This is a genomic window from Ensifer sp. CCNWLY38 (assembly GCF_037120565.1).
GTDB classification, from domain to species: Bacteria; Pseudomonadota; Alphaproteobacteria; order Rhizobiales; family Rhizobiaceae; genus Ensifer; species Ensifer adhaerens_H.
On the sequence record NZ_JBBBBO010000007.1, the window covers coordinates 100255 to 118856 of the forward strand.

The window sequence follows — 18602 nt, forward strand, 5'->3', positions numbered from 1 at the left end:
TGCAACAGGTCGACGATCAGAGCGAGCGCCTATCCCGCGCTCTCCTTGGCGTGCTGGAACTTGTAGGCCAGCGCCTCCGGCAGCCGCCGCGGGCGGCCCTGGCCGTTGATGACGGCGATGATCACCTTGGCGGCGATCAGCAGTTGCTCGCCGCGGCGGATTTCCTGCAGCAGCACCATCTTGGCGCCGCCGGCCTTCTCCGTAACCGTGGTGATCGTCAGGATATCGTCCATGCGCGCAGGCAGCTTGAAGTCGATTTCCATGCGGTGGACGACGAAGACCAGACCTTCGCTGTCACCTTCGATCGCGAGCGTCGCCTGCTCGACGCCGAGCAGGCGCAGGAAATCGGTGCGGGCGCGCTCCATGAAATGCAGGTAGCGGGCGTGGTAGACGACGCCGGAAAAGTCGGTGTCTTCGTAATAGACGCGCTGGATCAGCCGATGGCCGTTTTCGGTCAGTTCGCCTGCGAGCGAAATCAGGGACATGCTTTTCTCCGCAAGTACATCCCGTTTCCTGTGCAGGAACAAAAAGCCATTTGCAAGCATTGCAGCGTTGTCACAATCCTATCCTATCACGTGACGGACTTCCTTCTCGATCAGGAGAACGTGCATGAAGATTGCGATTCTCGGTGGCGACGGTTTCGTCGGCTGGCCTACGGCTCTTCACCTGTCCGATACGGGCCACGACGTCCATATCCTCGACAATCTCTCCCGCCGCTGGATCGATACGGAACTCGGCGTGCAATCGCTGACGCCGATGGATTCGATCCAGGAACGCACCCGCATCTGGCATGCCGAAACCGGCCGGCGCATCCATTTCAATCTCATCGATCTTGCCCGCGACTACGAGCTCCTCAAGAACTGGCTCGCCGAGCATCGCCCTGATGCGATCGTGCATTTCGCCGAGCAGCGTGCCGCGCCCTATTCGATGAAGAGCGACCGCCACAAGAACTACACGGTCAACAACAACGTCAACGCCACGCACAATCTCCTGAACGCGCTGGTCGAACTCGGGCTCGACGCCCATCTCGTGCATCTCGGCACCATGGGCGTCTATGGCTATTCGACCATTGGTGCTGCGATCCCCGAAGGCTATCTGCCCGTCGGCATCGAGACGATGGGCGGCGAGACCGTCAGCCAGGAGATCCTCTATCCGTCCAATCCCGGCTCGATCTACCACATGACCAAGTGCCTGGATCAGCTGCTCTTCCAGTTCTATGCGAAGAACGATGGCCTCAGGATTACCGACCTGCACCAGGGCATCGTCTGGGGCACCCATACCGAGCAGACGAGCCGCCACCCCCAGCTCATCAACCGCTTCGACTATGACGGCGACTACGGCACCGTCTTGAACCGTTTCCTCATTCAGGCGGCGATCGGATATCCGCTGACGGTACATGGCACCGGTGGACAGACGCGCGCCTTTATCCATATCCAGGATTCGGTCCGCTGCATCGAGCTTGCGCTGAAGAACCCGCCGGCGCGCGGCAGCCGCGTCGAGATATTCAACCAGATGACCGAGACTCACCGGGTGCGCGACCTCGCCGAGATGATCGCCGCGGTTTCAGGATCGCAGATCGCCTGGCTGCCGAACCCGCGCAAGGAAGCGGCCGAGAACGAACTCGTCGTGCACAATGAGAAGTTCTTAGGCCTCGGCCTCAACCCGACGCGGCTGCAGGACGGGCTGTTGTCGGAAATCGTCGATGTCGCGAAGAAATTCGCCTATCGTGTCGATAGAACGCGCGTGCCTGCCGTCTCCGCCTGGACCAAGGACATCGCGCCGCTCATCAACCACGACCCAGAGGGCAAGCGGCTGAAATCCGTTTCATGACATCGAACGATCCTTCGGAGGGGCTGCGCCCCTCCTCGCCACCCTTAGCCGATCATGCCTTCGTGACGCTCGTCACCAATGCCGACTATGCGCTCGGTGCCCGCGCGCTCGCACGCTCCATCCGACTCACGAGCACCAAGGCGGATATCGTCGTGCTCCATACCTGCTGCGTAGCGCCCGAAGCACTGGCGCCGCTGGCCGAGTTCGGCTGTCGCCTGATCGAGACCGATCTCTTGCCGCTTTCCGATGCCTTCAACGAGCGTCATCAGCGCCGGAACGTGCATGAGAAGGCACCCTTCACCAAGGGCCGCAAACCGGCCTTCCACTCGCCGCTCGACAACTTCTGCAAGCTCAGGCTCTGGCAATTAACCGAATACTGCCGCTGCGTCTTCATCGACGCCGACGCGATCGTGCTCCGCAACATCGACCGGCTGTTTTCCTATCCGGAGTTCTCCGCCGCGCCCAATGTCTACGAAAGCCTCGCTGACTTCCACCGGCTGAATTCCGGCGTCTTCGTCGCCGAGCCGTCGCTGGCGACATTCGACAGGATGCTCGACCAGCTCGACGCACCCGATGCCTTCTGGCCACGCACCGACCAGACCTTCCTACAAAGCTTCTTCCCGGATTGGCACGGCCTGCCGGTGACGATGAACATGCTGCAATATGTCTGGTTCAACATGCCCGCACTCTGGGACTGGCGCTCGATCGGCGTGCTGCACTACCAGTATGAAAAGCCCTGGGAAAAGGACCATCCGCGTGCCGGGGCCTTGCGGCCACTGATCGACCTCTGGTTCGCCTACCTGACCGGGGACGACATTCCGGAGATCGCCTCCCTCCCCAATCCGGCGCACCGATGAGCAGGGTGCTGGTCTCCGGCGGTACCGGCTTCGTCGGCCGCTTCCTCGTCGAGCATTTGATGCGGAACGGATATGACGTGATCGTCGGTGGCCGCACCCCGCATCCGGCCGGCTTCTTTTCGAGGCCCGTCGATTTCGTGCCGCTGTTCCTCGATCCAGACCTGAACCAGTCTGCCGTCTTCGCCGGCGTACAGGGCTTTGTCCATGCCGCCTTCGAACATGTCGAAGGCAAGTATCGCGGCGGTGAAGGCGACGATCCGGACGGTTTTCGGCGTGCCAATATCGAAGGCTCCGCTCGCCTGTTCGAAACGGCACGCAATGCCGGGGTCAAACGCTGCGTATTTCTCTCGAGCCGCGCCATCTATGGCAGCCGCTCGGCCGGATATCTCGACGAGACGTTGCCCCCCGATCCGGACACGCTGTATGGCGTGGTGAAAGCCGCCGGGGAAGATCACCTGCGCCTGCTTGCGACCCAGGATTTCAGCGTGGCAAGCCTGCGCGTGACCGGCGTCTACGGCGCGGCCGGTCCTGGTAGGCAACACAAATGGGCCGAACTGTTTGCGAACTACCTTGATGGAAAACCGATCGAGCCTCGGATCGGCACCGAGGTTCACGGCGACGACGTCGGCGCCGCCGTGCGGCTCATGCTGGAAGCGGATAGCGACACGGTGCGCGGTGAGGTCTTCAACGTTTCGGACCAGCTGCTCGATGTCAGGCAAATCCTGTCGTTGGTGCAGACGCTAACGGGATCTCGGCACCCATTGCCGGAGGCCGCTTCAGCGGATGGCTATCTCGTCATGTCGACCGAAAAGTTGCGCAGGCTTGGCTGGCAACCCGGCGGATTCGAGCGGTTGGCGACGACGATCAGGGAGTTGGTCACGGACGGCAGGTCCGCGTAACCCCCCGACGGCTGACCGGGCTAACCGAGGTCGATGACGACGATCTCCGGCGGGACGCCGAAACGGACCGGTGCGAGCGAGCAGCCGAGCCCGCCGGAGACGATCAGGTTGCGGTCGTCCTCGACCATGTGCCCATAGGCATAGCGATCGCCGAAACGCGAAGGCACCACGGGCGCGTAGCCGAGAAGCCGCACCTGCCCGCCATGGGTATGACCCGACAGTGTCAATGCGACCCGTGGGGGAACGCTCGGGAAGATGTCCGGCTCATGTGCCAACAGAATGACCGGATCACCGTCATCCACCTGCGCGAGCGTGCCGTCGAGATCGTCGAGACCCGCCATGCGCTGGCGCTGCCACTTCTTGCCCGGCACCAGGGCGAGCTGGTCTTCGAGACCGGCGATCCAGAAGCCCTGCCCGTCCTTTTCCAGCCGGATTGCCCGGTTGCTGTAAACGTTGATGCCGACATCCTGCAGCGCCTTGTGCCCGAAGGTCGGACCGCCGCCATTTATCTGCGCGGTCTTGTCCTCCCACCAGTCGTGATTGCCCATGACGGCATGGACGCCGAGCGGCGCCGAAAGGGTCGCAAGCGCCTTCGCCCATTCGCTGGAATGCACGTAGCGGGTCACGAAGTTCATGCCGGCCGCATAATCGCCGAGCAGCACCGTCACGTCGCCGCCGAGCGCGTTGGCCTGGCGGCAGATCGAACCGATGCGGCTTGCCGGCATCCAGGGCTCGCAGGCATGGATATCGGCAAGTGCCACGACGCGCAGCTTCAATCCGGGCGTCCAGCCGGGCGGTGTCAGCGCATAGCGGGTCACGTTTAGCCGGGCCAGCGGCTCGACGGCAAATGCGTATCCGCCGAGCGCCGCCATGCTGGCGATACCGCCGCCGATCACCTTCAATAATCCGCGGCGGGTAATCATCTATTCGTCCTCGAGTGTCAGCCGGAACTGCGTCGCCTCGACCTCTTTCGGCGGATTGAGGCCGATATGTTTCCAGGCATTTGCGGTCAAGATACGGCCGCGCGGCGTCCGCTGTATGAAGCCTTGCTGGATCAGGTAGGGCTCTATGATGTCTTCGATCGCATCACGCGGTTCCGAGAGACCGGCGGCGATGGTTTCGATGCCGACAGGCCCGCCGGCGAAATTCTGTGCGATCATGAAGAGATAGCGACGGTCGAGCTGGTCGAGCCCCATATTGTCGACCAGCAGCCGCGTCAACGCTTCGTCGGCGATTTGCTTGGTCACGGCTTCAGCGCGCGCCACTTCGGCGAAATCGCGCACCCGGCGCAACAGCCGGCCGGCAATGCGCGGCGTGCCGCGGGCGCGACGGGCAATCTCGCGCGCGCCATCGTCGGTCATGCCGAGGCCCATCAGCCGGGCGCCGCGCCGCACGATCGATTCCAGTTCCTCGACCGTGTAGAAATTGAGACGCACGGGAATGCCGAAACGGTCACGCAGCGGCGTGGTCAAGAGGCCGAGACGGGTCGTCGCCGCCACCAGCGTGAACTTCGACAAGTCGATCTTCACCGAACGCGCCGCCGGGCCTTCGCCGATGATCAGGTCGAGCTGGAAATCTTCCATCGCCGGATAGAGAATTTCCTCGACCGCCGGATTAAGCCGGTGGATCTCGTCGATGAAGAGCACGTCGCGCTCTTCGAGATTGGTAAGCAAGGCCGCAAGGTCGCCAGCCTTGGCGATGACCGGACCGGAGGTCGAGCGAAAGTTGACGCCGAGCTCCTTGGCCATGATCTGGGCAAGCGTCGTCTTGCCGAGGCCCGGCGGGCCAACGAAGAGCACATGGTCCAACGCCTCGCCACGGTTCTTGGCCGCTTCGATGAAAATCTTCAGGTTGGCGCGCGCTTCTGCCTGGCCGGTGAATTCGTCCAGCGACTGCGGGCGCATGGTCGCATCGAGATCTTCACCGCGCTTTTCCGGCGTTATCAGACGTGCCGCGTCAGTCATGCATTCGTTCCAATTGGTCAGTCGTCATGGCGCAGGTACTCACCTGCGTCCGGCCCTCTTCCGTTCTGCCTTGAGCGCCCCGCCAAGGCAAGCGATCATCGCGCCAGTTCCTTGAGGCCGAGGCGAATGAGCTTGGCACTGTCGCCCCCCTCACCGCCATTCTTCAACGCGGCGGCCACCGCATTGGCCGCCTGGTCGCGTGAATAGCCGAGATTGGTGAGCGCCGAAACCGCATCCGATACCGGCGCGGACGCGACCCCTTCGCCGAGCTCCTGCTTGAGGCCGATCGAGCCTGACATCTCGCCGGCAAAGGACGGTGCCTTGTTCTTGAGCTCGGTGACGATACGCACCGCAACCTTAGGCCCGACGCCCGGCGCGCGCGAGACCGAGGTCTTGTCCTGCAACGCAATGGCATTTGCCAGTTCGCCCGGCGTCAAGGTCGAAAGTACCGCGAGCGCCACTTTCGAGCCGACGCCCTGCACGCTCTGCAACAGCCGGAACCATTCCCGCTCCAGCGCCGTCAGAAAGCCGAAGAGCTTCAACTGGTCCTCGCGCACATAGGTCTCGATGAAGAGCATCGCCGCCTCGCCGGCCGATCCGAGCTTGGACAGCGTGCGCGCCGAACAAAAGGCGACATAGCCGACGCCATGCACGTCGAGCACGACATGATCCTCGCCGATCTCGTCGATGGTACCCTTCAATTTGCCGATCATATGGCGTCTCTCGCGGTGGGGATGGTCGCCCAGACCATCGGAAAAATTCTTGTCTGCAACGCCGCGCGTCTTCTAGGACGCGCTAAGGTCGCTGCCACACTTTAGATCTGCTGCAACTACGCCATCAATGCGGCAAGCCGGCTCGTCACCGACTGCCGGTTGTGGGCATGACAGATGGCAATGGCAAGCGCATCCGCCGCATCGTTGCCCTTGAACTCGGCCTTGGGCATCAGAACCTTCAGCATCATGTGGATCTGCTGCTTCTCGCCGTGGCCGACACCGATGACCGCTTTCTTGACCGCGTTCGGCGCATATTCTGCGACCCGCAAGCCCGCGCGTGCCGGCACCAGCATCGCAATGCCACGCGCTTGGCCGAGTTTCAGCGTCGCCGTCGCATCCTTGTTGACGAAGGTCTGCTCGACCGCCGCCTCGTGCGGCTGGTAGCTGTGCACCACCTCAGCAAGTCCGTCGTGCAGCTGGCAGAGCCGCGAGGCGAGATCCATCTCGCCATCGGAGGTCACCGTGCCGGAGGCCACAAAGCGCAGCGAGTTGCCGAGCGTCTCGATGATGCCCCAGCCGGTACGGCGAAGACCCGGATCGATACCGATGATGCGAATCGTGTTCTGCATGAAATTCACCCTATGATGCTCGCCCGGACGCTGCCAGCAAAAAGTGAACAAAACAAAAACATACGCACAGGTGAGACAGAGCTTCCGGATTTCTTCGCCACTGCCCTTGGATTGAGGAAAATTGAGCTTACATAGCCTTTCATCAATTTCCCTCAATAAAGGGCCCATGCCATGGCGACTTTCTCCGTCCTCGATCTTTCCCCGATCACGCAAGGAGGCAGCATCGCCCAATCACTCGAAAACTCGCGCCGTCTGGCCCAGGCTGCCGAGGAAAACGGCTACCAGCGCTTCTGGCTCGCCGAGCATCACGGCATGAAAGGCATTGCCAGTGCGGCGACCTCGCTGGTCATCTCGCATGTGGCCGCAGCCACGAAGACGATCCGCGTCGGCTCCGGCGGCATCATGCTGCCGAACCATTCGCCGCTGGTGATCGCAGAACAGTTCGGCACGCTGGCAGCACTCTATCCCGGCCGCATCGACCTCGGCCTCGGCCGCGCGCCCGGAACCGACATGCGCACCGCCCAGGCACTGCGGCGCAACATGGAGGCAAGCGGCAACAATTTCCCGAACGACGTCGTGGAACTGCAGGCCCTGCTCGGCCCCGTCGCCGAGGATCAGAAGATCATCGCCGTTCCGGGCGCCGATACCAACGTGCCGATCTGGCTGTTGGGCTCGAGCCATTTCAGCGCTCACCTCGCCGGCATGCTCGGCCTTCCCTTTGCCTTCGCCTCGCATTTCGCGCCGGACATGCTGCTCTCGGCGCTGGAGATTTATCGCGAGCGCTTCACGCCGTCCGAGACGCTCGACAAGCCGCATGTCATGGTCGGTGTCATGGGCGTCGCCGCCGATACGGACGAAGAGGCCAACTATCTCTTCACCTCGATGCAGCAATCCTTCGTGGCACTGCGGCGCAATGCGCGCGGACAGTTCCCGCCGCCGGTTCAATCCATGGATGGGCTCTGGAGCTATGATGAAAAGATCTTCGTCGACCATTCGATGATGTATGCTGTCGTCGGCGGGCCCGAGACGATCCGCCGGAAAATCGGAACCTTCCTCGATCAGACGAAGGCTGACGAACTGATCATTTCCATGCCGATCTTCGACATGGAGGCGCGCCTGCATTCGCTTCGCCTCTTCGCCGGCGCGCAGAAGGAACTCGTCAAGGCCGCATGAAGCAGCAATCAGATCGCTCCGAAGGCCGGGGCGATTTCATCCATGCGTGAAAAGAACCGATCCGGTCCGAGCCCCTGCAGAAAGTTCGGATCGGCATAGCCCCAAGAAACGGCGCCCGCCGCCACGCCAACCTTGCGCGCAGCCTCGATGTCGCGCGCCTCGTCGCCGATCGCAAGCACGCGCTCCGGATCAAGACCGGAGTGACGGATCGCCCGCTTGAAGTGCTGCGCCTTGCCGAAAAGCGCCGCGCCACACTCGAAGAGATCGACGGTCGCCGCCACGTCGCCGAGCGCGGCGCGAATGCCCTCCTCCGCGTTCGAACTGACAATCGCAATGCCGATGCCTGCCGCCTTCAATCGCAAAAGCAGATCGGCCGCACCTGGAAACAGCCGCACGGACGCGGCCTCGGACGCCATGGCCCGGCGCATGAAGCCGGCAATCTGCGGCAGCTTCCACATTGGCACGCCGAGATGCGCGATGATCTCGCGATTGCCCATCGTCCTCAGTGACTGGAATTCCTCGACGGAAAGCTCGCGGAAGCCATAGCGCCGTGCAGCACTGTTGCACGCGGCCATGAAGCTCGCCGCCGTGTCGGCGAGAGTGCCATCGAAATCGAAAATCGCGAATTCATAGGTCATCGGGCAATCCAAAGAAAAACCCGTGCCCTTTCGGACACGGGTGCATATTCCGGTAACGATAGGCCGTCCAATCAGGCCGACAGCTTCGCCAGGATCTCGTCCGACACTTCGAAGTTCGAATAGACGTTCTGGACGTCGTCGTCGTCTTCGAGCGTGTCGATGAGCTTCATCAGCGACTGCGCCTTTTCTTCATCGACCGGCACGGTGTTCTGCGCCTTCCAGATCGCATTGACAGTCTCGGCTTCGCCGAGCGTGTCTTCGAGCGCCTTGGAAACGTCGCCGATCGCTTCGAAACCGCAGATGATGGTGTGGCCGTCCTCGTCGGTGGTCACGTCGTCGGCACCGGCCTCGATCGCCGCTTCCATCACCTTGTCGGCGTCACCGGCGGAGAGCTTGTAGGTGATTTCGCCAACACGATCGAAGGAGAACGAAACCGAACCGGTTTCGCCAAGCGCGCCGCCGGCCTTGGTGAAGGTCGAGCGCACGTTGGAGGCGGTACGGTTGCGGTTGTCGGTCAGCGCCTCGACGATGACGGCAACGCCGCCCGGGCCGTAGCCCTCGTAGCGGACTTCTTCGTAGTTTTCCGCGTCGCCGCCGGAGGCCTTCTTGATCGCCCGTTCGATGTTGTCCTTCGGCATCGACTGTGCCTTGGCGTTCTGGATCGCCAGACGCAGACGCGCGTTCATGGCCGGATCGGCCATGCCGGACTTGGCGGCAACCGTGATTTCGCGCGCGAGCTTGGAAAACATTTTCGAGCGCACCGCATCCTGACGGCCCTTGCGGTGCATGATGTTCTTGAACTGTGAATGGCCAGCCATGGCACCCTCTGCATGCATGAATTTGAATGGAATGGGGCGCCTTATAGTTTTATTGCCGCTTTCCGTCCAGCCGGGGCGCGGCTTTTCAGTCGGCAGAGACCTGCGCACGGCTGAGGAGGAAGCTGTGCCCATCGTCGCGGCGACAGGAAAGGCCGGTGCGTTCGGAGGCGCACGAGAATGGCCCGCGCGACCAGCTTTGCCCATAGTCGAGGACCTGAGCTGCCGAGCAGCAGCTCGGATCGCCAACGGCGTGATTGAGTGTGGCGGCCCCTGCGCGGCCGAGTGTGGCGCGCACATAGCGCGGCGCGACGATATCGCAGGCAAGTTCAGGTCCGCCGTCCTGAGGCTGGTATACCGCGGTGCCGCCGGCCGGCGTGTAGACGCAGCCGATATTGCCCGACGGCATCATGAACATCTCCTGTTCGCCCACGCGCTGTGCTGCCGTCTCGGGTAGGCTTTGCTGCTGTTGTCCTTCGGGAGAGGGCATGCGTGGCGGCGGCGCGCCGCCCGCCTTGGCTAATGTCGATAGGGACAGGAAAAGCGATACGCCGACCACAAGCAACTTCATTGGGCGATCCTGAGTGTTCAGACGCCCTTGAGAATATAAATCAGTGGTTTGCTTGGCAAGGAACGCAACGATACTTTGACGCTGGCGCTGTCGGCGAAGCGCTTGTCGTAGTCGTCGCCGAACATGTCGAGGAAAGCGTCGATCGGCGGACCGCGGCGGTGCATCGGCAAGATCAGCGAGGCGCGCAGCCGGCTGGCCACCCGGCTCATGCTTTGGGCACCCATGGTCAGGCCGCCATCGACAGGCACCATGAGCACATCGAGCCGGCCGATCTGGCGGTAATGGCTGTCGTCGAGCTCGTGATGGAGATGGCCGAGGTGACCAAGGCAAAGGTCCGCTACCTCGAAGATGAAGATCGAGTTGCCATCGTGCTCCATCGCGCCACCCGCACGGATATCCGTCGTGACGTTACGGATATAGGTGTCGCCGACCACGAGATCGTGCCGTGCAGGTCCGCCGGTGTCGCCCCAGCCATGCAGCACATTCTTGATCGCCGGGTCCGGCGCCAGCGTATAGTGGCTCGAATGCGCCTTGTTCATCGTCGCGACCGTCGGCGGGCTCGATGGCGCGAACCAGCCATTGTAGTCCGTCGCGATCGACACCCCGCCCGGCGTCTCGATCAGGAAGGTGGAGTGGCCGAGATAGGTGATGGTGACCTCGCCCGTCCTCGTCTGCCCCTTGGTAGCTGCCGCCGGCGTGAAGCTGGCAAAGGTCGCCTGCGGTATCGCCTCGGCAATCGCCTGGCATTGGCTGGCGTGGCGGGGCTGCTCTTGCGCGTGCGCGACCGACGGCCAGAACGCATGGATCAGCCAGATGGCGACGAACGTGTAGACAAAGTACCGGAGCATCAGCCTTCACCTCTCCCACTTTGACCACATGGCCCCGAGCTGGAGGGCACGCGCCAGGCGGTTGTTGAACAGCGAATGGAAGCCTTTGCCTTCGCTCGGCCGAACCACGGCGTCACGGGCAGGGAGAGAATTGTTCAAGCGCCCGGCTGCGTCCAGTTACAAACGGCCGGCCCTGCTCACGTTTGCGTCACCGCGCAATCCTGGCAAACGGCAACATGCCGTTCGACTGCAAACGCCCCGGCATTTCTGCCGGGGCGCTGTGACATTTGGGGCCGTGCGGACTATTCGGCGGGATGGGGCGCCGGTTCGGTCATCGTCGCCGGCTTACGCCGCCGGAACGACCTGAGCGCGACGTAGAAGACCGGCGTCAGAAACAGGCCGAGGAAAGTAACCCCGAGCATGCCCGAAAACACCGCGGTGCCGAGCGACTGGCGCATTTCGGCACCCGGGCCGGTCGCGATCATCAGCGGCACCACGCCGAGGATGAAGGCGAAGGCCGTCATCAGGATCGGCCTGAGGCGCAGTTGGCTCGCCTCCACCGCCGCCTCGATCGGGGTCTTGCCCTCGTCCTCCCCTTGCCGCGCGAACTCGACGATCAGGATCGCGTTCTTGGCCGCAAGGCCGATCAGAACGATCAACCCGATCTGCGTCAGCACGTTGTTGTCGAGGCCGCGGATGGACACGCCGACAAGCGCTGAAAGCACGCCGAGCGGCACGATCAGGATGATCGCCAGCGGCAGCACCCAGCTTTCGTACTGGGCCGCCAGCGCCAGGAACACGAAGACCACCGACAGCGCGAAAATGAACACCGCGGTATTGCCGGTCTGGCGCTCCTGGAAAGCGAGTTCCGTCCACTCGAAGGTCGTGCCCTGCGGCAGGAGCTGGGCGGCGAGCGCCTCCATCTTGTCGAGGGCGGTGCCGGTCGAGACGCCCGGCGCAGGGTTGCCCTGCACCGGAACCGATACGTACATGTTGTAACGCTGCACGAGCGTCGGACCGGCGGTGTCGCGGATCTCGACGAGCGTGCCCATCGGCACCAGCGCACCGGTCGCGGAGCGAACCTTCAGCGCCAGAATATCGTCGCGCTCGATACGGTACTGCTGATCGGCCTGCGCCCGCACCTGGTAAACACGGCCGAAGGCGTTGAAGTCGTTGACGTAGGAGGTGCCGAGGTTGATCGACAGCGCCTCGAAGATGTTGGGGATCGGCACGTTGAGCGTGCGCGCCTTGTCGCGGTCGATCGCCAGGAAGTATTGCGGGCTGGAGGCTGAGAAGGTGGTGAAGACCCCGGTCAGCCCTTCCGTCTGGTTGGCTGTGCCCATCATCTGATAGGCAAGCCCCAGCGCGCGCCGCATGTCGGCGCCCTGCCGATCCATGATCTGCATCTTGAAGCCGCCGGAGTTGCCGATGCCGCGCACCGACGGCGGCGGTACGGCAATGATGAAGGCTTCCTGGATGCTCTGCAGGCTGCCATAGAGCTGGCCGATGATCTGGTTGGCACTCTGGCCGTGCTTCAACCGCTCTTCGAAACTCTCGAAGGGGGCGAAGACCACGCCCGAGTTGGACGCGTTGGTGAAGGTCGCACCGTTGAAGCCGGCAAAGGCGACGGCGCTCTTCACTCCAGGGATGTCCTGGATGATCTTCGACGCCCGCTTGACCACCGCGTCGGTGCGGTCGAGCGAGGCACCGTCGGGAAGCTGGATGACGACGATCGCGTAACCCTGGTCCATGGTCGGCACGAAGCCGCTCGGCACGATCTGCGCCATGTACCATGTGGCCCCGAGCAGGCCCACAAAGACGAGGAGCGCCGCGGCCACCGCCGTCTTGGTCGACACCAGCTTGCGCACGATCCAGGCATAGCCTTCGGCCATTCGGTCGAAACCGTTGTTGAAGCCGTTTGCCAGTGCCCGGCCGAAGCGCGTCAGCGGGTTGCGGCTCTCGTGATGGCCGTTTTCGTGCGGCTTCAAGAGGATCGCCGCCAGAGCCGGCGACAGCGTCAGCGAGTTGAAGGCGGAAATGACCGTCGCCACCGAGATCGTCACGGCGAACTGCAGATAGAACTGGCCGGCGATGCCGGGGATGAAGGCCGTGGGCACGAAGACGGCGGTCAACACCAGCGAGATCGCGATAACAGCGGCACCCACTTCGTCCATGGTCACATGCGAGGCTTCGCGCGGGGTCATGCCACGCGCGAGGTTTCGCTCGACGTTCTCCACCACCACGATCGCATCGTCAACGACGATACCGATCGCCAGCACCAGGCCGAACAGCGTCAGCATGTTCAGCGAGAAGCCGAAGGCGTAGAGGAAGGCGAAGGTGCCGACCAGCGACACGGGGATGGCGACGATCGGGATGATCGCCGTGCGCCAGGACTGCAGGAAGACGAGAACGACGATGGCAACGAGCAACGCCGCTTCGCCGATCGTCTTGTAGACCTCGTTGATCGATTCCGAAATGAACTCGGTCGGATTGTAGACGATCCGGTATTCGAGCCCTTCCGGGAAATCACGCGCGACGTCGGTCATCACCTTCTGGATCTGCTCGGCAGCGTCGAGCGCATTGGTGCCCGGCCGCGAGAAGATGCCGAGCGCCACCGCCGGGCTGCCGTCGAGATAGCTGTTGTTGACGTATTCGCGGGCACCGAGCTCGACCCGGGCGACATCCTGCAACTGCACGAGGCGACCGGTTTCCGTCGCCTTGACGATGACGTAGCGAAACTGGCGTGCATCGCTGAAGCGGCCGTCGGTGGTGACGGTATACTGGAAGGCGCTGTCGCCCGGCGCCGGCGGACCGCCGATCGAACCGCCGGAGACCTGCACGTTCTGCTCGCGCAACGCCTGCACCACGTCACCCGCCGTCATACCGTAGGCCGAGAGCTTCTCGGGATCGAGCCAGACGCGCAGCGCATATTCGCGCTCGCCGAACAGGATGACGTCGCCGACGCCGTCGAGCCGCACCAACAGATCGCGGATGCGCGTGCGGGCATAGTTCGAGACGTAGAGCTGGTCATAACGTTCGGTCGGCGAGAGCAGATGCACGACCATCATCAGGTCGGGCGAGCTCTTGGCCGTGGTGATGCCGATGCGTCGGACCTCTTCCGGCAGGCGCGGTTCGGCGATCGACACGCGGTTCTGCACCAGCACCTGTGCCTGGTCGAGATCGGTGCCGAGCTTGAAGGTAATCGTCAGCGCCATCGAGCCGTCAGCGGTCGAATAGGAGGACATGTAGAGCATGTTCTCGACGCCGTTGATCTCCTGTTCGAGCGGCGTCGCCACGGTGTTGGCGACCGTATTGGCGTCGGCGCCGGGATAGGCCGCCCGCACGACAATGGTCGGCGGGGCGATTTCCGGGTACTGCGCCACCGGAAGCTGGAAATAGGCGATGCCGCCGACGATCAGGAGAACGATCGATAGCACCGATGCAAAGATCGGTCGGTCGACGAAAAAGTGTGCGAACCTCATTGTGCCGTCCCCGCCACCTGGCCCTCGGGCGGCAACTGGATCACCTCGGGCTTCACCTTGGTGCCGGGACGCGCGCGCATCAGGCCGTTGACGACGATGGTCTCGTCGCCGGTCATGCCGCTGCGGATGACGCGATAGCCATGCAGTTTCGGTCCGAGCCGCACGGGCTTGGTCACCACCGATCCATCGGCTGTTACTTCATAGACGATCCGCTCGTTCTGGTCGGCGCCGATCGCCTCATCCGGAATGAGCACGGCCTTGTAGGTGTTCGAGCCCTCGATCTGCACACGGCCGAAGAGGCCGGGCTGCAGCACCAGCTTCGGGTTTTCAAGACGGGCGCGCACGCGCATCGTGCCGCTTTGCGGATCGACACGGTTTTCGGCGAAGTCCAGCTTGCCTTTGAACGGCTCCTCGTTGGAATCGGCAATGGTGACCAGTACTTCGAGTGCACCGCCACCTTCCTGCAACGCACTGCCACGTTCGCGCGCGACCCGCGCATAGGACAACAGCCGCCGTTCATCGACGTCGAAATAGAAGTCGATCGGATCGAGCGAGACGATCGTCGTCAGCACGGTCTGGTCCGCCTGAACCAGATTGCCCGTCGACAGCAGGCGCCGGTCGACGCGGCCGCTGAGCGGCGCGGTGATGGTCGTGTAGTCAAGGTCGAGCTTGGCGCGCTCGACCGCCGCTTCCGAACCGCGCACCAGCGCCTGCGCCGAAAGCAGCGCACGACGATGATCGTCGAGCGTTGAGATCGACAGCGTGCCGGTGCCCGTCAGGGATTGCGTCCGCTTGAACTGGGACTCGGCGAATTCCAGCGTTGAGCGCGCCGATTCCAGGGTCGACTCGGCCTGGGAGAGGGCCGTGCGGTAGGGACGCTGGTCGATGACGAAAAGTTTGTCGCCCTTCTTCACCAGGGCGCCGTCGGTGAAATTGACCTCGTCGAGATAGCCGCCGATGCGGGCGCGAACCTGCACCTCGTCGACCGGCTCGAAGCGGCCGATGAACTCGTCGCTGTCGATCACGTCACGCACGACCGGCTTGGCGACGGTCACGACAGGCAATTGCGCGTCCTGTGCTTGGGCACCAACAGCGGAAAGAAGGGAAAGAGAAGCGCCGACGATCATCGGCAAATGCCACTTAGACAACATGCATGCCCTCCGAATGCACTTTGGATGACGATGGGCAGCCCGACCGACCAACCACCGCAATCGCTTTGAATACTTCAGAGCAGGACATGAGCGGAAAATCGCCGCATCACTCTCCCGCTCCGCACAAATACTCGGATCGGCAGCGACCCAAGAGGCAAAGTCACACAAGCAATTAAATGATACAGCGGTCTCCGCTCTGGGCCGGCGAACGCTGTTGGATCGAGATCGCCGGGCAGAGAGCGCCTGCTCCCGATTGTCCGGTGACAGCAGCACAAGCCCGCAATTCAGGACTGCGGACGGTATTCATTACTGGAAAACACTCGAATACATCACGCCCCGGCCCGGCGTGATTTCGCGATAACCTGCCATCATTTGATGGGGTTGTCACCTTGAAAAAAATCAATTCCCGGAAGGCGATACGTGGCAGCACGCGCTTCAACCGGAAGCGCGTTCGACAAGCAGGCGGTGCTGCCGGCTTCGTTCTTTAGGACCAGAAATCCGGGATCGTCTCGGCCAGCCGCGGGCCGAGGCGCAGCGGCGCGATCTTTTCAGCAAGCCCGGTGCGGTCGGAGATCTCGACGCCAAGCCCGCAGATGGTCGCGGGACCGGAGGCGGCCTCGAAACGCCCCTTCGGCATCTTCGAAATGAACCGGTTGAGCGGCTCTTCCTTGTCCATGCCGAGCGAGGAATCGTAGTCGCCGCACATGCCGGCGTCGCTCATATAGGCCGTGCCGCCATTGAGGATCTGGTGGTCGGCCGTCGGCACGTGCGTATGCGTTCCGACGACGAGGCTCGCCCTTCCGTCGACAAAATGGCCGAAGCACTGCTTCTCGCTGGTGGCTTCCGCGTGGAAGTCGAAGACGATTGCATCCGCCTGCTCGCCGAGCGGGCAGGCGTCGAGGATGGCTTCCGCCGTCTTGAAGGGATCGTCGAGCTCTGGATGCATGAAGACGCGGCCCATGACGTTGGCGACCAGCACGCGGGCGCCGTTGCGCGCGAAAAACAGGTTGGAGCCGCGGCCAGGTGTGCCGGCCGGATAGTTGGCAGGGCGCAGGAATTGGTCGTGCCGTTCGCAAAAGACGACCGCTTCCTTCTGGTCCCAGACATGATTGCCGGTCGTCACCACATCGGCGCCGGCATTGATCGTCTCGAGAAAGATGTCTTCGGTGATGCCGAAACCGCCGGCGGCATTCTCGCCGTTGACGATGACGAAATCGAGCTTGAGGTCACCAACCAGCCCTGGAAGCCGCTCCCAGACCGCCGTACGGCCCGTCTTGCCCACCATATCTCCCAGAAACAGAAGCCTCATGCTCGCTCAAATCCCACCAGGGCAGCCCGGCGGAAGCGCGTCAGCGGTTGTGGCGTCCGGAACTGCGTAAAACAAAGAAATAGAGCGTCTACACGATCCCGACCGCGCAGGAAACGCCTTAGATGAAATCAGCGAAAACCGTGCAACGACCTGCCGCACCGACCTTTGCGATCTCAAGGCCTTAGCCCGCTCCATCGTCTCGGCGAAATGAACTCAGAAATGCCGAAACCCGCTCTCGGTGAGCACGGCGTCGAGCGCCACATCGTGCGGTTCGGCCGGCACGAAGGTCACCTCCTGGCAGTCGAAGGCGATGCCGATCAGCTTTGGCAGGTGGCCCTTGTTGCGCAGCCGGTCGATGGCGCGGTCATAATAGCCGGCGCCATAGCCGATCCGGTGGCCGGTCGAATCGAACGCGGAAAGCGGTACGAGCATGATATCCGGATCGAGTTCCGGTGCGTCCGGTCCCGGACCTGTCGTGCCGAATCCGGTGGCGATGACGTCAATACCATCGAGCAGTTCGCGGAAGATGATCGTCTGCTTGTCCATGATCACGGGAAGGCAGAGCCTGGCACCACGCTGCTTCAGCCGCGCCATCAGCGGCCGGATGTCGACCTCGGAGCGGATCGGCCAGAAGCCGGAGACGATGTGTCCGGGATCGAGCGCGATGACGTCGCCAGCGTGATCGGCCATGGTCAGGCTCGCTTCGATCCGCATCTCCGCCGACATTGCATCGCGCAATGCCAGCCTCTCCTTGCGCAGTGCTGCCTTCAAATCCCTCGGTGACATCGCATCCTCTCCTGCCAACCCGCCGCCCGCCATCGTCGCCGGAGAAAAATCACTTCCCGAAATGGCACAAGTTCCCCATCTCTCGCCGATTCCCGGGCCGACCACCAGCCTGTTTACGCAGTGGCATCTTTCGCCCACCCACCGGCATCGCCGCATTTGCAGCAGTTTGCGACAACCATGCCACCCCCTTCCCGGTTCGGCACAGCATTAGCTTTCCATTCATCATGGGCAATGGTTCCGCTTTCGCGAAACATGAGCCGCGTGCAAATAAGGACACGATTTCAAACAATTAGCAGGAACTAATGCCCGTGTTCGATGTATGGACGCGCTCCTGCAGGCAGCAGTGGAAAAGCCGACGTCCATGAAGGACCAGATGAACGAACTCGACCCGTTGGAACTGCGTTGCCTGACGCTCGCCGCACGCGGCCGCACGCGCCAGGACATGATGCGCGAGACCGACATTCCGCTCGATCGGATCGATCGGGCGCTAACGGATGCCATGCGTAAGTTGCAGGCGGGCAATCTCGCCGAAGCGGTGTTTCGCGCCGCCAGGCTGGACCTCATCTCCTAGAGCATCCCGCTCTCAAGTGGAATCACTGGAGGCGGAAAGATGCTCTAGAATCAAGGTGCTAGAGCGTCTTTGTGCGTTCATCTGAACGCACGGCGCTCTAGTCCCGTATCTGCCGGCAGAATCGCTCACAACAGCCAGTGCGACCGGTAGGCGATCGCCAGCTTTTCCCGCTGCATCATGTCGGCTGCCTCATGATAGATCCCCGCATCGCGCAGGAGCGCCGGCTTGCCTGATGGCACGTCCACCGGCGCCTCGGCAAACAGGACGTCGCAAGACCATTGCATCGCTCGACGCCGGAGCGCGATGGAGGCTTCGGAAAACGCGAAGAGGGCAAGCACGCTCATAGGGAATGACCCTGCGCAAGATGATCGGACCAGGCAATCTTCG

At 62.7% G+C, this 18602-nt stretch carries 19 protein-coding genes; 5 read left to right on the plus strand and 14 right to left on the minus strand.

Annotated elements, in window-relative coordinates:
* Positions 1–29 precede the first annotated feature (29 nt).
* Positions 30–485, minus strand: a complete 456-nt coding sequence (gene ybgC, locus V7S54_RS16515; protein ID WP_065375277.1) for a tol-pal system-associated acyl-CoA thioesterase — start codon at positions 483–485, stop codon at positions 30–32.
* 124 nt (positions 486–609) lie between these two features.
* On the opposite strand from ybgC, the gene V7S54_RS16520 reads away from it, so the two are divergent.
* From V7S54_RS16520 to V7S54_RS16530, 3 genes are read left to right on the plus strand one after another with little or no spacing between them, the layout of a single operon-like run.
* A complete protein-coding gene (locus V7S54_RS16520) occupies positions 610–1830 on the plus strand; it encodes an NAD-dependent epimerase/dehydratase family protein (RefSeq protein ID WP_065375276.1) in 1221 nt (406 codons plus the stop codon).
* Entirely contained in the window at positions 1827–2687 is an 861-nt protein-coding gene (locus tag V7S54_RS16525) for a glycosyltransferase (protein WP_065375275.1), read from the plus strand. Before V7S54_RS16520 ends, V7S54_RS16525 begins: the two co-directional genes overlap by 4 nt.
* Positions 2684–3586, plus strand: coding sequence for an NAD-dependent epimerase/dehydratase family protein (locus V7S54_RS16530; RefSeq protein WP_336408644.1), 903 nt, complete (start codon positions 2684–2686; stop codon positions 3584–3586). Before V7S54_RS16525 ends, V7S54_RS16530 begins: the two co-directional genes overlap by 4 nt.
* Positions 3587–3606: 20 nt before the next feature.
* Here the strand turns inward: V7S54_RS16530 and V7S54_RS16535 are convergent, their stop codons facing one another.
* From V7S54_RS16535 to ruvC, 4 genes are all read right to left on the minus strand, one after another.
* Positions 3607–4509 carry a metallophosphoesterase gene (locus tag V7S54_RS16535; protein ID WP_336408643.1) on the minus strand — a complete coding sequence of 301 codons (903 nt, stop codon included), beginning with the start codon at positions 4507–4509 and terminating at the stop codon, positions 3607–3609.
* Positions 4510–5550: a Holliday junction branch migration DNA helicase RuvB gene (gene ruvB, locus V7S54_RS16540; RefSeq protein ID WP_065375272.1), complete on the minus strand. Its 1041-nt coding sequence runs from the start codon at positions 5548–5550 to the stop codon at positions 4510–4512.
* 95 nt (positions 5551–5645) lie between these two features.
* Positions 5646–6263, minus strand: a complete 618-nt coding sequence (gene ruvA / locus V7S54_RS16545) for a Holliday junction branch migration protein RuvA (protein ID WP_057254685.1) — start codon at positions 6261–6263, stop codon at positions 5646–5648.
* 116 nt (positions 6264–6379) lie between these two features.
* On the minus strand, positions 6380–6892 hold the full coding sequence (ruvC, locus tag V7S54_RS16550) for a crossover junction endodeoxyribonuclease RuvC (protein WP_065375348.1): 513 nt from the start codon (positions 6890–6892) through the stop codon (positions 6380–6382).
* A 171-nt stretch (positions 6893–7063) separates the two neighbouring features.
* Here ruvC and V7S54_RS16555 point away from each other — a divergent pair, with 171 nt between their 5' ends.
* On the plus strand, positions 7064–8065 hold the full coding sequence (locus tag V7S54_RS16555; protein ID WP_065375271.1) for an LLM class flavin-dependent oxidoreductase: 1002 nt from the start codon (positions 7064–7066) through the stop codon (positions 8063–8065).
* A gap of 8 nt (positions 8066–8073) precedes the next feature.
* Here V7S54_RS16555 and V7S54_RS16560 read toward each other — a convergent pair whose 3' ends face one another.
* From V7S54_RS16560 to V7S54_RS16595, 8 genes are all read right to left on the minus strand, one after another.
* Positions 8074–8703, minus strand: a complete 630-nt coding sequence (locus tag V7S54_RS16560; protein ID WP_065375270.1) for an HAD hydrolase-like protein — start codon at positions 8701–8703, stop codon at positions 8074–8076.
* A 71-nt stretch (positions 8704–8774) separates the two neighbouring features.
* On the minus strand, positions 8775–9521 hold the full coding sequence (locus V7S54_RS16565) for a YebC/PmpR family DNA-binding transcriptional regulator (protein WP_057254682.1): 747 nt from the start codon (positions 9519–9521) through the stop codon (positions 8775–8777).
* Positions 9522–9606: 85 nt separating this feature from the next.
* A complete protein-coding gene (locus V7S54_RS16570) occupies positions 9607–10089 on the minus strand; it encodes a hypothetical protein (RefSeq protein ID WP_141679458.1) in 483 nt (160 codons plus the stop codon).
* Positions 10090–10106: 17 nt separating this feature from the next.
* Positions 10107–10940 carry an MBL fold metallo-hydrolase gene (locus V7S54_RS16575; RefSeq protein WP_083203714.1) on the minus strand — a complete coding sequence of 278 codons (834 nt, stop codon included), beginning with the start codon at positions 10938–10940 and terminating at the stop codon, positions 10107–10109.
* A 278-nt stretch (positions 10941–11218) separates the two neighbouring features.
* Positions 11219–14398 carry an efflux RND transporter permease subunit gene (locus V7S54_RS16580; protein WP_065375268.1) on the minus strand — a complete coding sequence of 1060 codons (3180 nt, stop codon included), beginning with the start codon at positions 14396–14398 and terminating at the stop codon, positions 11219–11221.
* On the minus strand, positions 14395–15549 hold the full coding sequence (locus tag V7S54_RS16585) for an efflux RND transporter periplasmic adaptor subunit (RefSeq protein WP_065375267.1): 1155 nt from the start codon (positions 15547–15549) through the stop codon (positions 14395–14397). The genes V7S54_RS16580 and V7S54_RS16585 overlap by 4 nt, the downstream gene beginning before the upstream one ends.
* 484 nt (positions 15550–16033) lie before the next feature.
* Positions 16034–16858: a TIGR00282 family metallophosphoesterase gene (locus tag V7S54_RS16590; protein ID WP_065375266.1), complete on the minus strand. Its 825-nt coding sequence runs from the start codon at positions 16856–16858 to the stop codon at positions 16034–16036.
* A 213-nt stretch (positions 16859–17071) separates the two neighbouring features.
* Positions 17072–17644 (minus strand): 5-formyltetrahydrofolate cyclo-ligase, encoded by a 573-nt coding sequence (locus tag V7S54_RS16595; protein WP_065375265.1) that lies wholly within the window; start codon positions 17642–17644, stop codon positions 17072–17074.
* A gap of 361 nt (positions 17645–18005) precedes the next feature.
* Here V7S54_RS16595 and V7S54_RS16600 point away from each other — a divergent pair, with 361 nt between their 5' ends.
* Positions 18006–18215 carry a hypothetical protein gene (locus tag V7S54_RS16600; protein WP_065375346.1) on the plus strand — a complete coding sequence of 70 codons (210 nt, stop codon included), beginning with the start codon at positions 18006–18008 and terminating at the stop codon, positions 18213–18215.
* Positions 18216–18340: 125 nt separating this feature from the next.
* On the opposite strand, the gene V7S54_RS16605 is transcribed toward V7S54_RS16600, so the two are convergent.
* Positions 18341–18559 carry a hypothetical protein gene (locus tag V7S54_RS16605; RefSeq protein WP_065375264.1) on the minus strand — a complete coding sequence of 73 codons (219 nt, stop codon included), beginning with the start codon at positions 18557–18559 and terminating at the stop codon, positions 18341–18343.
* Positions 18560–18602 lie beyond the last annotated feature (43 nt).

Bases quoted from the DNA above. Each gene is read 5' to 3' on its own strand.
- ybgC (WP_065375277.1), bottom strand. From the start codon at position 485: ATGTCCCTGATTTCGCTCGCAGGCGAACTGACCGAAAACGGCCATCGG.
- V7S54_RS16520 (WP_065375276.1), top strand. From the start codon at position 610: ATGAAGATTGCGATTCTCGGTGGCGACGGTTTCGTCGGCTGGCCTACG.
- V7S54_RS16525 (WP_065375275.1), top strand. From the start codon at position 1,827: ATGACATCGAACGATCCTTCGGAGGGGCTGCGCCCCTCCTCGCCACCC.
- V7S54_RS16530 (WP_336408644.1), top strand. From the start codon at position 2,684: ATGAGCAGGGTGCTGGTCTCCGGCGGTACCGGCTTCGTCGGCCGCTTC.
- V7S54_RS16535 (WP_336408643.1), bottom strand. From the start codon at position 4,509: ATGATTACCCGCCGCGGATTATTGAAGGTGATCGGCGGCGGTATCGCC.
- ruvB (WP_065375272.1), bottom strand. From the start codon at position 5,550: ATGACTGACGCGGCACGTCTGATAACGCCGGAAAAGCGCGGTGAAGAT.
- ruvA (WP_057254685.1), bottom strand. From the start codon at position 6,263: ATGATCGGCAAATTGAAGGGTACCATCGACGAGATCGGCGAGGATCAT.
- ruvC (WP_065375348.1), bottom strand. From the start codon at position 6,892: ATGCAGAACACGATTCGCATCATCGGTATCGATCCGGGTCTTCGCCGT.
- V7S54_RS16555 (WP_065375271.1), top strand. From the start codon at position 7,064: ATGGCGACTTTCTCCGTCCTCGATCTTTCCCCGATCACGCAAGGAGGC.
- V7S54_RS16560 (WP_065375270.1), bottom strand. From the start codon at position 8,703: ATGACCTATGAATTCGCGATTTTCGATTTCGATGGCACTCTCGCCGAC.
- V7S54_RS16565 (WP_057254682.1), bottom strand. From the start codon at position 9,521: ATGGCTGGCCATTCACAGTTCAAGAACATCATGCACCGCAAGGGCCGT.
- V7S54_RS16570 (WP_141679458.1), bottom strand. From the start codon at position 10,089: ATGAAGTTGCTTGTGGTCGGCGTATCGCTTTTCCTGTCCCTATCGACA.
- V7S54_RS16580 (WP_065375268.1), bottom strand. From the start codon at position 14,398: ATGAGGTTCGCACACTTTTTCGTCGACCGACCGATCTTTGCATCGGTG.
- V7S54_RS16585 (WP_065375267.1), bottom strand. From the start codon at position 15,549: ATGTTGTCTAAGTGGCATTTGCCGATGATCGTCGGCGCTTCTCTTTCC.
- V7S54_RS16590 (WP_065375266.1), bottom strand. From the start codon at position 16,858: ATGAGGCTTCTGTTTCTGGGAGATATGGTGGGCAAGACGGGCCGTACG.
- V7S54_RS16595 (WP_065375265.1), bottom strand. From the start codon at position 17,644: ATGTCACCGAGGGATTTGAAGGCAGCACTGCGCAAGGAGAGGCTGGCA.
- V7S54_RS16600 (WP_065375346.1), top strand. From the start codon at position 18,006: ATGAAGGACCAGATGAACGAACTCGACCCGTTGGAACTGCGTTGCCTG.
- V7S54_RS16605 (WP_065375264.1), bottom strand. From the start codon at position 18,559: ATGAGCGTGCTTGCCCTCTTCGCGTTTTCCGAAGCCTCCATCGCGCTC.